The organism is Minwuia sp. IMCC3060 (assembly GCF_029909435.1).
In the GTDB taxonomy this organism is placed as follows: Bacteria; Pseudomonadota; Alphaproteobacteria; order Minwuiales; family Minwuiaceae; genus Minwuia.
In genome coordinates, this window is the sequence record NZ_CP123782.1 from 2,799,091 (window position 1) to 2,811,877 (window position 12,787).

Here is a 12,787-nt window from a genome sequence, read left to right on the forward strand (position 1 = left end):
AATTCTGGAAAGTTCAGGGTCTCTAACGGCTCGCCGCCGCGCCTGCAACTTCTTTTTCGGCTTCCAGCAGGCTCACACCACTGGCGTCGGCCATCTGAAGCATGTCGGCTGCGGTCTGGCCAGAGACCGGATGCCGCCAGTGCGGTGCGACCTCCCGCAAGGGCAGCAGCACGAACGCCCGATCAGCCATCCGCGGATGTGGCAGCTGCGGCACGCCATGGATACCGGTGGCGCTGAGAACACTGGTGCCATGGGCCAGCAGATCCAGGTCGATCCAGCGCGGTGCCCAGCGTTCCTGCCGCACGCGCCCGAACGACCATTCGATCTCGTGCAGGATCTGCAGCAGCCGCCCCGGCTCTTCCGCCGTCTCCAGCCGGGCCACGCCATTGACGTACCAGGGCTGCGGCGAGATGGACGGCGGGAACGGCGGCGTGACGTACCAGCGCGATCGCGCCGCGACATGAACCCCACGATCCGACAGGCGTTCCAGCGCTGCCTCCAGCGTGTTCTCCGGCGGTCCGTAGTCGGGGTGGGGCAGGTTGCCACCCAGTCCTATCAAGATCATCCCGTCCTCCCGGCGCGCAGCCCGTTCACCCTGTCCGTCAGGCGTGGTTTTCACTGGCATTTCCAAGCCTTCCAGCCTATGCAGGGATAGCTCCGACAAAGGTCCTGAACCGGCTCGATTGCGCCATCAGGTGTCGCGATCCGGTGGAACGCGGAGCGCCATGGATAATTCATTGAAACGGTTTTGCAAATGTCTGATCTCGACCTCGGATTTTACCCTTCCGAGAAGGTGGCCCTTTTTATTGACGGTGCCAATCTCTATGCCGCAGCCCGCACCCTGAACTTCGACATCGACTATCGGAAGCTGCGCACGGTATTCGCCAGGCACACCAATCTGGTCCGCGCCTTCTACTACACGGCGCTGCTGGAGGATCAGGAATATTCTCCCCTGCGCCCGCTGGTCGACTGGCTGGACTACAACGGTTTCACGATGGTGACGAAGCCCGCGAAGGAGTTCGTCGGCCATGACGGACGACGCAAGGTCAAGGGCAACATGGACATCGAACTGGCCATCGACATGATGGAAATGGCCGGTTTCATCGATCACGCGGTCCTGTTCTCCGGCGACGGCGATTTTCGCAGCCTGGTGGAGGCCGTGCAGCGCCGTGGCCTGCGCTGCACCGTTGTCAGCACGATCAAGACCCAGCCGCCGATGATCGCCGATGAGCTGCGCAGGCAGGCTGACCGCTTCATCGAACTGCAGACGCTGCAGCCGCTGATCGGGCGGGAAGGCTTCGTGCGCCCGCAGAATCCGCGCCGTGACGATGCCCCGCGCGGCACCGTCCGCGATGATGAGGACGACGACGACTACGATGATGAACTGGTCAGCTGACATCCGGCCATGACCGCGCATGAACCGGCCCCGGACTGCACCCTGTGCCCGCGTCTGGTCGCGTTCCGGCAGGACAACCAGGCTGCCTATCCCGACTTTCACAATGGTCCGGTCCCGGCCTTTGGCGATATCGGGGCACGCTTGCTTGTGGTCGGACTCGCCCCCGGGCTGAAGGGAGCGAACCGGACCGCTCGGCCTTTCACCGGCGACTATGCGGGTGACCTGCTCTACCCGTCGCTGATCGATGCCGGTTTCGCACGCGGGACCTATGGCGCGCATCCCGGCGACGGGCTGGAACTTGCGGATTGCCGCATCACCAACGCGGTGCGCTGCGTTCCCCCGGCCAACAAGCCGACCGGGGACGAAGCCAAGACCTGTCGCCCGTACCTGGTGGCCGAGATCGCGGCAATGGCGAACCTTCAGGCGCTGCTGGCGCTGGGCCGGTTCGCCCATGAGGCCGTGATCCGCACCTTCGGACTGCGGCAGAAGGATCATGCCTTCGGCCATGGTGCGATGCATCTGTTGCCGAACGGATTGCTGCTGGCCGACAGCTACCACTGCTCCCGCTACAACGTGAACACCAACCGGCTGACAGCGGAAATGTTCGCCGACGTGCTGGCGGCGCTCAGCGCGCGGATGGACGACTGAAGCTCCCGGCCCCCGACCGCTGGCCCTATCGGGCGTCGTGGAAGATCACGCCCAGGGTCTGGCGGTGTCCTGCAGTCACGGTGGAAACACCATGGCGCATGGTCACGCGAAAATCCCCGCGCTTGCCCGGCACGGGCCGCTGATTGACCGCAAACAGCAGGCCTTCGCCTTCGTCCAGCATGATTGCCTCCGCGCGGGACTGCATGCGCGGGCGCGCTTCAGTCAGGACAAATGCCCCGCCCCTGTAGGCGTCCGGCGCGCTGAGCATGACGACAAGCTGGATGGGAAAATGCATCTCCCCGTACAGGTCCTGGTGCAGGCGATTGTAGTCTCCGGGTCCGTAGTCAAGCAGCAGCGGTGTCGGTCGCACCTGACCCGCCTGGTGGCAGGCCGCCAGATAGTCCTCGTGCCTGTCGGGGAACCGTTCGGCCTTTCCCATGCGGTCCATCCACTGGTTGGCCAATGGCGCCAGTTCGGCATAGGCGTGGCGTCGGAGGTCGGCCACACCCTTCGGCAGCGGATAGGCAAAGTACTTGTAACTGCCCTGTCCGTAGCCATGCCGCTGCATGATCACATGGTTGCGGAATGGCTTGTCTTCGGCAAACAGGGGACGCAGGGCAGCAGTTTCCCCGGTATCGAGCAGGCCCGGCAACCGCGCAAACCCGCGTTGGTCCAGCTCCGATCGGATCCTGTTCCAGTCCTGCACGTTCATGCCCGGATGAACCTGTCGAAGACCCGGCCATCGACACAGAGCAGACCCGCGAAGATCAGCAGGAACCCGACGGCGGTGGACGGCGTGACCTGTTCATCCAGGAAGATGACACCCAGGGCCATGGCGCTCGGCGGAATCATGATGGTCACCAGCATGAGATTGGTCGCCCCGGCGGTGGCCAGGATGCGGAAGTAGAGGATATAGGCCAGCGCCGTGCAGAACGTCCCGAGCGTCACCCAGGCCAGCAGGACGCCGACGCCCGGCACCGCCGTCGGCACCCCCTCCACGAACAGGGCGACCGGCAGCATGATCAGGGTGGACGACGTCAGCATGCCGGCCCCGGAAACCGTCGGGGCAAAGCGTTTCAGACGGCGGCCATACACACCGGCGAAGCTGTAGCAGAGCGCGGCACAGAGCACCGCGATCTGGCCAATCAGGCTGCCGTCAAGCCCGTGAAAGGCATCCGGACCCACCAGCACCGCGACGCCCCCCATGCCCAGGACGACCCCGGCAGTCCGCGTGACGGTTGCCTTTTCATCCTGTGTCAGCAGGTGCGCAACGATCACGACGAAGAGCGGTGTGGTGGCATTCAGGACAGAGGCCAGACCACCGGTGATCCAGGTCTGGCCCCAGAAGATCAGCGTGAAGGGTATGGCATTGTTCAGCAGGCCCATCACCAGCAGGTCCCGGAAGTCGGCCAGTGTGCGCGGCAAGGCAACACCGGAGACCAGCACGACAATCCAGAGGACCGTGGCACCGCAGGCCACCCGCCCCAGCACCAGGGTGAAGGGCCCGACCTCGGTCAGCGCAATCTCGACGAAGAAGAAGGTCGCCCCCCAGAGCAGCGAGAGCGCCAGCATCATCGTCCACTCCAACGCACCCATGCGCATCCGGTCTCACTCCCCTTCAAGGTCTCGCCTGCACGACCCTGCCCGTTTCCGCCTGCATCGGCTTCCCGCCCCTTGTTGTCAAAGCCTCTTTGCACAATCCGCTTGCCTTGGCGGCGGTGGCCCGGCATGGCTGCATCGACATGGAACGGGAGACGACAATGCGCAGGATCGGTCAGTTCATCGACGGTCAGGCAGTGCCTGACAGCGGCGGAACCACATTCGAGAGCATTGATCCGGCGACCGGTGAGACGCTGGCGACGGTTTCCACCGCAACGGCGGATGACATCGACAGCGCTGTTGCCGCCGCCGCCGCGGCCCAACGGGAGTGGCAGGCCACGGATGGCGCCCACAAGGCCGCGATCCTGAACCGTATCGCCGACGCCCTGACCGACCGTCGGCAGGAACTGGCGGAACTGGAAGTCGCCGATACGGGCAAGCCGATCTCGGAAGCGCCGGAGGCCGACATCGACAGTGCGGCGGACTGCTTCCGCTTCTTCGCCGGGGTGGCACGCAGCATTCGCGGGGAGAGCATCGACCTGCCGGATACGCTGATCTACACCCGTCGCGAGCCATGGGGAGTCTGTGCCGGCATCGGCGCCTGGAACTACCCGATCCAGATCGCGAGCTGGAAGGCGGCGCCCGCCCTCGCCTGCGGCAACGCCATGGTCTTCAAGCCCAGCGAGATGACTCCACTGACCGCGATGGAACTGGCCGGCATCATTCATGAGGCCGGTGTCCCCCGGGGCCTCTACAATGTCGTCAATGGCGCGGGGACCGTCGGGGCGGCCCTGGCTACCCATCCCGGCATCGCCAAGGTTTCCGTCACCGGTTCGGTCGGCACGGGCAAGCGGGTCATGACCGGGGCCGCCGACAGCCTGAAGGCCGTCACCATGGAGCTTGGCGGCAAGTCGCCGCTGATCGTCTTTGCCGATGCCAATCTGGACGACGCTGTCTCGGCTGCCATGCTGGCCAACTTCTATACCCAGGGGGAAATCTGCACCAACGGCACCCGCGTCTTCGTGCACGCAAGCATCCGCGACGCTTTCCTGGAACAGCTTGTGCGCCGGACGGAAGCCATGATCGTCGGCGACCCGAAGGATCCGGCAACCCATGTCGGGGCGATGATCTCCGCCGCGCATCTGGAGAAGGTGCTGGCCTATGTCGAACAGGGCAAGGCGGCGGGCGCGCAGGTCCTGACCGGCGGGGAACGGCTGACGGGCGGCATCTATGACCGTGGTGCCTTCATGCGGCCGACGGTCTTCGCCGGAGTCCGCGACGACATGGTGATCGCGCAGGAGGAGATCTTCGGCCCCGTCATGTCGGTGCTGGATTTCGAGGACGAGGACGAGGTGATCGCCCGCGCCAATGCCACCGAATTCGGCCTGGCGGCGGGACTGATGACGAATGACCTGAGCCGCGCGCACCGGGTCGCGGCGCAGCTTCAGGCCGGGACGGTCTGGGTCAATACCTACAATCTGACCCCCATCGAGATGCCCTTCGGCGGCGTCAAGCAGTCAGGTCTGGGGCGCGAGAACGGTCATGCGGCCATCGAGTACTACACGCGGACCAAGAGCGTGCATGTCGGCCTGGGCCCGGTCGAAGCGCCCTACTGATTTCCATCGGCGGATGCCCCGCAGAAAGAAGGGGTGCCGGTGATCGCCACCGGCACCCCTGATCGGCTGGTCCATGGAACGGATCAGAGGCCGAGCTTTCGCTCCGCGCTCAATCCCCTGTAGATGCAGTAACACATCACCACCATGATGATCGCAAAGGGGAAGCCCGTTGCGATCGCCGCTGCCTGCAGTGATCCCAGGCCACCGCCGAGCAACAGGGTGATGGCAACCAGCCCCTCGAAGACGCACCAGAACACCCGCTGGGCCACCGGCGCATCAATCTTGCCACCTGCCGTGATCGTGTCGATGACCAGCGAACCGGAATCGGACGAGGTCACGAAGAAGACGATCACCAGCACGATGCCGATGAAGGACACGACATTGGTCAGCGGCAGTACCTCCGCCATCTTGAACAGCGAAAGTTCCGGCTGCCAGTTGGTCACCGTGTCCACGACGCCGCCGTAGCCATTCTCCACATGTTGCCAGATCGCCGTGCCACCGAAGACATTCATCCACAGCACGCAGGCAATGGTCGGCACGATCAGGACGCAGATGATGAATTCACGCACCGTCCGCCCCTTGGAAACGCGGGCGATGAACATGCCGACGAACGGCGACCAGGAAATCCACCAGGCCCAGTAGAACGTGGTCCAGCCATGCATGAACCCTGTGTCGTCGCGCCCGACCCAGTTGCTCAGTTCTGGCAGCGCCACCGCATAGTCGACGAGGCCGTTGAAGAAGCCGGAGATGATGAACAGCGTCGGCCCGACAACGATGACGAAGAGCATCAGGATCAGCGCCAGCACCATGTTCAGTTCCGACAGCCGCTTCACGCCACCATCCAGTCCCGCCAGGACCGAAAGCAGGGCCACTGCGGTGATACCGGCGATCAGGATGATCTTGGTCAGATCCGTCGCGGGAATGCCGAACAGGTAATCCAGACCGGCGCTTGCCTGCTCCGCCCCGAAGCCGAGCGAGGTCGCAAGACCGAACAGGGTGGCAAAGACCGCCAGCGTATCGATGACATGGCCCGGCCAGCCCCAGACACGCTCCCCCAGGATCGGATAGAAGGCGGAGCGGATGGTCAGGGGGAGTCCCCGGCTGTAGGTGAAGAAGGCCAGTGCCAGCGCGATCACGGCATAGATCGCCCAGGGGTGCAGACCCCAGTGGAATATCGTCGCCGCCATGCCCATGGACATGGCTGCCTCCGTATCCGCCGGATCGACCCCCAGCGGCGGACTGAGGAAGTGGTTCACGGGCTCCAGCACGCCGAAGAACATCAGGCCGATGCCCATGCCCGCAGCAAAAAGCATGGCGAACCAGCCGGTGTAGGAATACTCCGGCCTGGCATCCTTGCCCCCCAGTCGGATCCTGCCCAGCGGCGAGACCACAAGAAACAGGCAGAACAACACGAAGATATTCGCCGCACCCATGAAGACCCAGTCGAAGGTCGATGTCAGCCAGGGCCGCAGATCACCGAAGAACTCGGCCGATCCGGCCGGAAACATCAGCACCAGTATGACAAACCCGACAATCAGAACCGCAGACACGAAGAAGACCGGATTGTGAACATCCAGTCCCATGATCTGCACGTTGTGTTGTCCGGGTTCGAAGTCGGAATCAGGTACAATGTCAGACATTGAAGACCTCCCTCTCGATTATCCCATCGCCTCGCCCTCAAACGGGCCAGGCACTGAGCCTCCTGACCGTCCCGGGTGCGGAAATCTCGGGCCCCGCTTGCCGGAACATGCCCAACAGGCTGGCACCGAGCCTAGGCGGACTCTGTCCTGATTGCGACAGCCGCGGCCCGAAATGCCTGATTTTTCGGCAAATCAGCCGGCTGCCGCACGTTTCACGGCGTCGATGGCGTCAGGGTTGCTGAGGGCGGAGAGGTCGCCCGGCGGCTCATCCAGGACCAGCGCGCGGATCACCCGGCGCATGATCTTCAGCGACCGGGTCTTGGGCAGATCATCGACAAACAGGATCCGGGCCGGCTTGAACGCCTTGCCAAGACCGTCGGTGACGGCGACCGACAGGCGGCTCGCCAAAGCATCGTCCACGGTCACGCCCGCAGCGGGAATGGCGGCGACCAGAACGGCCTCCCCCTTCACCGGGTCGGGCAGGGCCACCGCAGCAGCCTCCGCGATCAGGCCGGTCGCCATGACCAGCCCCTCGATCTCCGCCGGTCCGGCCCGCTTGCCCGCAACCTGGATCGTATCGTCAGAACGGCCGTGCACGTACCACAGGCCATCCGCATCCCGGCTGGCCCAGTCCCCATGGCGCCACATGTCGGGATACATGGACCAGTAGGTCTCGATGAAGCGGTCCGGGTCGCGCCAGATGCCGCGACTGAGGCCTATGGACACGTCGCGCAGGACCAGCTCACCCACCTCCCCCGGTCCGACGCTGTTGCCGGACGCATCCACGATATCCGCCGCCATGCCCGGCAGGGGTCCGGCGAAGGAGCAGGGGCGCTGTGGCGTCAGCACGTTTCCGGCGATGAAACCGCCACTGATCTCGGTACCGCCGCAGACATTGATGATGGGACAGCGCCCGCCACCGGCATGCTCGGAGAACCAGACCCAGGCTTCCTCCGTCCATGGCTCACCGGTGGATGCCAGGATGCGGATGGCTGAAAGGTCATGCGCGGCGACATGTTCGGGGCCATGGCGCATCAGGCTCCGTATCGCGGTCGGCGCGATCCCGAAGAAGGTCGCCTTGTGCGCGGCGGCCAGCCGCCAGATACGGCCCGCGTCGGGCCAGTCCGGCACGCCTTCGGCAATGATGAAGGTCGCACCGCGGGCAAAGGTTCCCGCCATCGAATAGGGACCGGTCACCCAGCCGAAATCCGCGAACCAGAACAGCCTGTCCTCGGTCTTCAGATCAAAGGACACACCGAAATCCAGCGCCCCCTTCACCGTGAACCCGCAGTGGGTCAGTACCGTCCCCTTCGGACGGCCGGTGGTGCCGGAGGTATAGGCGATCATCAGGGGCTGGTCGGCATCGACCATCTGCATCGGCGTGCTGTCAGCCGACGTGACATCCAGGTCATGCCACCAGACATCCCGGCCGCTGTTCATGACGACATCCCCGTCGCCGGTGCGCAGCACGATGGTATGGCGCAGCGTCGGCACATCCCTGGCGGCGCTGTCGATTACCGGTTTCATCGGGATGGTGCTGCCGCGCCGAATGGCCTGGTCGGCGGTGATCACGGCCACCGCCTCCGCATCGTTCAGCCGCTTCACGATCGCTTCGGCGCCGAATCCCGAGAACAGGGGAGAGATGATGGCACCGATCCGCGCCACGGCCAGGAACGCGACCGGCGTCTCGGGCAGCACGGGCATGTAGATCCCGACCGCATCCCCCGGGCCGATCCCCAGGGCGTTCAGTCCGGCAGCCAGTTCGCGCACCTGCCGATCCATCTCCGCATAGGTCAGGGTGCGCTGGCTGTCGTCTTCCCCGTGCCAGATGATTGCCGGCTTTTCCCAGACGTCCGTGCCACGGTGACGGTCCAGGACATTGTCGCAGAAGTTCATCGTTCCACCGACGCACCACCGTGCGTTGGGCAATCCGTCCGAGACATCGCGGACCTGCGTGTAGGGCTGGTCGAATCGGATATCCAGTGCGCGAATCGCGCTGTCCCAGAACCAGTCCGGTTCCGCCGCGGCACGCTCCAGCAAGTCACTCTCGCTGCGACAGCCAAGCCTTTCGACGAAGCGGGTCAGTTCCGCATTGTCGATGTACTCCTGCGTGGGCTCCCACGTGAAACCGTTCTGCATGCGCCGATCCTCCCCTGCACCACCTTGCGGAGTATGGCCGGATGCCCGTCACACAGGCAATTCCCGATCATTGAATAACGATCCATCCCGATAGGAGTTTGACAAAACAGCATTGTTCAGCCGGAATAGTTGGGTCGTAAAAAAAACAAGTCTGGGAGGGTTCAATAATGAAATCCGGAATCATGAAATCTGCTGGTGTGATGGCACTGGCTGCGGTGGCGGCGCTGTCGTTCTCCGCTGGGGACGCGGAGGCCAAGAAGGTCCGCTGGAAGATGCACTCGGCATTCGGCAAGAATCTGGCCGTTATCGGCCCGGTCGGTTATCGCATCGCCGACTGGGTCAACAAGGCCAGCGACGGCGACTTCGATATCAAGGTGTTCGAGCCGGGCGCGCTTGCCGGTGGTTATGCCTACTACGATCCGGTCAGCCAGGGCGCGTTCGAGGCGGGCTACGGCACGCCGGGCGCGAACCAGGGCAAGAATTCCGCATTCGCATTCCTTTCGACCTGGCCGTTCGGTCCGGGTGCGCTGGAGTTCAATGCATGGCTGCAGTATGGCGGCGGCGTCGAGATCGGTGAGGAGCTCTACGGTCGCGACGGCATCAAGTACAATTACTGCGGCATGATCCCGCCGGAGACGTCGGGCTGGTTCCGGACCGAGATCAAGAGCCTGGAAGAGCTCAAGGGTCTGAAGATGCGCTTCTTCGGCATGGGCGCGAAGGTCATGCAGAAGTTCGGTGTGTCGACGCAGCAGCTTGCCGCAGGCGACATCTATCCGGCGCTTGAACTGGGCACGATCGATGCCACCGAGTTCTCGATGCCTGCCATCGACCGGACCCTTGGCTTCTACCAGATCGCCAAGTTCAACTACTATCCGGGCTGGCATCAGCAGTCGACCACGAACGAAGTCCTGATCAACCAGGGCAAGTGGGATGAACTGGACGACCAGAAGAAGGCAATCTTCGACCTGGCCTGCAAGGCAAACATCGCGGTCGAAATGGCCGAGGGTGAGGCCCTGCAGCCTGCGGCCATGCTGGCCAACGAAGCTGATGGCGTGAAGAACGTCACCTGGCCCGACGCGGTGCTGGACCAGCTTCGTGAAGCCTGGACCACCGTCCTTGCCGAAGAGCAGGCGGCCAACCCGGACGTGAAGCGTCTCTATGCCAGCTACAGCGAGTTCCACGAGAGCTACAAGGCCTGGGGCGAGCGCGGCTACCTGAAGTAAGATGTTTCGTGCCCTGCGACCCGGTCTCGTGATCGGGTCGCAGCGACACGTGACTTGTCGCGACCGGCGCGCGCCCCGCGCCGGTCGTTTCTTCTGCCAATGAAACCGGCGACTTGTCCCTGCTGCGCAACCCTTGCGCCTCGGGGGGAAGATATGACCGGAATAGAACAGGGACGGGGCGCTTAACATGCTCAATTTTGCAGACGCCGTTGACAGGCTTGCGCGGTCCACCGGACGCGCCGTCAGCTGGCTGATCGTGCCGCTTATCTTCATCATCATGTTCGATGTGATCACGCGAAAGATCGACATCATCCGTCACTGGTCCGCGGACATCACGATCCAGACCGGCTATTCGGTCTCCTTCATCCTTCAGGACATGCAGTGGCACATCCACGGCATCCTGCTGATGTTTGCCTTTGGCGTCGGCTACCTGACAAACGCCCATGTGCGCGTTGACATCTTTCGCGAGATGGCGAGCCACCGATCCCAGGCAAAGATCGAACTCTTCGGGCTGCTGTTCATGGCTGTGCCGTTCCTCTGCCTCATGATCTGGAAATCGGTCGACATGGTGACCCTGTCCTACCATCAGGGTGAGGGGTCCGAATCCCTTGTCGGTATCCCCTGGCGCTATGTCATCAAGAGCTGCATGCCGATCGGCTTTGTCCTGGTGCTCGCCGCAGCCGTTGCGACGCTGATCCGAACCATCGTCTTTCTCTATGGTTCGGAGGAGAACAGCACGCGCGCCGAGGAGGAGATCCAGTACTTCACGGACAAGACCGTATTGCCGAAGGTTTCACTGGAGGATGACATCCTCGCCAAGCCGGCCGGGGAGCGCTGATCCATGGAATTCATCGAATGGTTCCTTGACGACCACCTGTACGACTATCTCGGCGCCTACATGTTCCTGGCACTGGCCCTGACCCTGTTCACGGGCCTGCCTGTCGCCTTCGCCCTCGGCGGCATTTCCCTGCTGTTCGGTCTGGTCGGCATCTATCTGGAGATCATCGACTTCGCGGTCTTCTTCCAGGTCATCAACCGGGTCTGGGGCGGCGATGGCGCGTCCGGGGCGATCCAGAACCCCATACTTGTCGCCATTCCCTGCTTCGTCTTCATGGGGACGATGCTGGAACGGTCGCAGGTGGCGGCCGATCTGCTGCACATCCTGCAGGTGATGCTGAAACGCGTCCCCGGCGGTCTGGCGCTCTCGATCACCGCAATGGGCACGATCATGGCCGCAACCACAGGCATCATCGGTGCCTCGGTCGTGATGATGACGCTGCTGGCATTGCCGACGATGATCAACCGCGGCTACGAGCATGCGCTGGCGACAGGCACGATCGCCGCCAGCGCCACACTCGGCATCCTGATCCCGCCGTCGATCATGCTGGTGCTGATGGCCAATCTGCTGGCGGTATCCGTGGGCAACCTGTTCATCGGTGCCGTCTTGCCGGGTCTCCTGCTGTCAGGCCTCTATTTCGCCTACATCATGACGCGGGCCACCCTGAACCCGAAATGCGCACCGCCGCTGCCTGACGAACTCATCCAGGTGGATCCGACGAAGCGGGCCAATGTCATCCGTTTCTTCGCCTACGTCGGCGCGATACTGGTTGCCATGTACCTGCTGGAACAGCTCGGACTGGACCAGATCAACTGGAGCCTGCTGGCATTCCTGGCGATCTTCGTGGTCGCCATGTGGGTAGGCCGAAAGGAAGGCAACACCATTTTCGGTGGCATCCTGAAGGGCTTCGTGCCGCCGATCTTCCTGATCATGATGGTGCTGGGTTCGATCTTTGCCGGCTGGGCGACGCCCACGGAGGCCGCCGGCATCGGTGCCTTCGGCAGCATGGTTCTGGCCTGGTTCAACCGCACGCTGAGCTGGAGTGTGATGCGCGAGGTCTGTCACCGGACCGGCCTGACGACCGCGATGATCTTCTTCATCTTCGTTGGTGCCACGGCCTTCTCGACCGTGTTCCGCAACGTCTATGGCGAGGACCTGATCATCGAGTTCATCGAGTGGCTGGAGCTCGGTCCCTGGCCGCTGCTGTTCCTGCTGATGTTCACCGTGTTCATCATGGGCTTCTTCTTCGATTTCCTTGAGATCACACTGATCATCCTTCCGGTGTTCTCCCCCGTAATCCGGGCGTTCGCACCGGAGTTCGCCGGACATCTGGGACTGGAGGGGCTGCCCTTCCAGCAGGTGCAGGATCAGGTGATCTACTGGTTTGCCATACTTGTGGCGGTGAACCTGCAGACATCGTTCCTGACACCTCCATTCGGATTTGCGCTCTTCTACATGAAGGGCGTGGCGCCGAAGGAAGTGAAGATGCAGGACATCTACAAGGGCATCATCCCCTTCGTGATGCTGCAGCTCGTCGGCCTCGGCTTCGTCGTGCTGTTCCCGCAGATCACGCTCTGGCTGCCAAATCTGATGTTGCAATGACGCTGCTTCAGTACTGAAACGGCCCCGGCCCGCGCTTCATCGGAAGCGCGGGCCGGTTTCGTCTGGTGTGACTGCCGTGGAGCCGG

General features: G+C 63.3%; 11 protein-coding genes. 6 read left to right on the plus strand and 5 right to left on the minus strand.

Annotated elements, in window-relative coordinates:
- Window positions 1-22: 22 nt before the first annotated feature.
- A complete protein-coding gene (folK, locus tag QGV54_RS13160; protein WP_281016390.1) occupies window positions 23-565 on the minus strand; it encodes a 2-amino-4-hydroxy-6-hydroxymethyldihydropteridine diphosphokinase in 543 nt (180 codons plus the stop codon).
- Window positions 566-754: 189 nt separating this feature from the next.
- On the opposite strand from folK, the gene QGV54_RS13165 reads away from it, so the two are divergent.
- Window positions 755-1,396 carry an NYN domain-containing protein gene (locus QGV54_RS13165; RefSeq protein WP_281019959.1) on the plus strand — a complete coding sequence of 214 codons (642 nt, stop codon included), beginning with the start codon at window positions 755-757 and terminating at the stop codon, window positions 1,394-1,396.
- A gap of 9 nt (window positions 1,397-1,405) precedes the next feature.
- A complete protein-coding gene (locus tag QGV54_RS13170) occupies window positions 1,406-2,044 on the plus strand; it encodes a uracil-DNA glycosylase (RefSeq protein WP_281016388.1) in 639 nt (212 codons plus the stop codon).
- 25 nt (window positions 2,045-2,069) lie between these two features.
- Here the strand turns inward: QGV54_RS13170 and QGV54_RS13175 are convergent, their stop codons facing one another.
- Together QGV54_RS13175 and QGV54_RS13180 are read right to left on the minus strand one after the other, a co-directional pair.
- The gene (locus QGV54_RS13175) at window positions 2,070-2,756 is read right to left on the minus strand and encodes a 2OG-Fe(II) oxygenase (RefSeq protein WP_281016387.1); all 687 of its coding nucleotides are present in this window, start codon (window positions 2,754-2,756) and stop codon (window positions 2,070-2,072) included.
- On the minus strand, window positions 2,753-3,640 hold the full coding sequence (locus QGV54_RS13180) for a DMT family transporter (protein ID WP_281016386.1): 888 nt from the start codon (window positions 3,638-3,640) through the stop codon (window positions 2,753-2,755). The genes QGV54_RS13175 and QGV54_RS13180 overlap by 4 nt, the downstream gene beginning before the upstream one ends.
- A gap of 164 nt (window positions 3,641-3,804) precedes the next feature.
- Between QGV54_RS13180 and betB the strand changes: the two genes are divergently transcribed.
- Window positions 3,805-5,259, plus strand: a complete 1,455-nt coding sequence (betB, locus tag QGV54_RS13185; protein WP_281016385.1) for a betaine-aldehyde dehydrogenase — start codon at window positions 3,805-3,807, stop codon at window positions 5,257-5,259.
- An 83-nt stretch (window positions 5,260-5,342) separates the two neighbouring features.
- On the opposite strand, the gene QGV54_RS13190 is transcribed toward betB, so the two are convergent.
- Both QGV54_RS13190 and QGV54_RS13195 read right to left on the minus strand, forming a co-directional pair.
- The gene (locus tag QGV54_RS13190) at window positions 5,343-6,899 is read right to left on the minus strand and encodes a BCCT family transporter (RefSeq protein WP_281016384.1); all 1,557 of its coding nucleotides are present in this window, start codon (window positions 6,897-6,899) and stop codon (window positions 5,343-5,345) included.
- A gap of 192 nt (window positions 6,900-7,091) precedes the next feature.
- Complete coding sequence (locus tag QGV54_RS13195) at window positions 7,092-9,038, minus strand: AMP-binding protein (protein WP_281016383.1); 1,947 nt, start codon at window positions 9,036-9,038, stop codon at window positions 7,092-7,094.
- A gap of 182 nt (window positions 9,039-9,220) precedes the next feature.
- Here QGV54_RS13195 and QGV54_RS13200 point away from each other — a divergent pair, with 182 nt between their 5' ends.
- The 3 genes from QGV54_RS13200 to QGV54_RS13210 all read left to right on the plus strand — a co-directional run bounded on the left by QGV54_RS13200 (window position 9,221) and on the right by QGV54_RS13210 (window position 12,701).
- Entirely contained in the window at window positions 9,221-10,261 is a 1,041-nt protein-coding gene (locus tag QGV54_RS13200; protein ID WP_281016382.1) for a TRAP transporter substrate-binding protein, read from the plus strand.
- Between the two features lie 187 nt (window positions 10,262-10,448).
- On the plus strand, window positions 10,449-11,099 hold the full coding sequence (locus QGV54_RS13205; RefSeq protein ID WP_281016381.1) for a TRAP transporter small permease subunit: 651 nt from the start codon (window positions 10,449-10,451) through the stop codon (window positions 11,097-11,099).
- Between the two features lie 3 nt (window positions 11,100-11,102).
- On the plus strand, window positions 11,103-12,701 hold the full coding sequence (locus QGV54_RS13210; protein WP_281016380.1) for a TRAP transporter large permease subunit: 1,599 nt from the start codon (window positions 11,103-11,105) through the stop codon (window positions 12,699-12,701).
- Window positions 12,702-12,787: the final 86 nt, after the last annotated feature.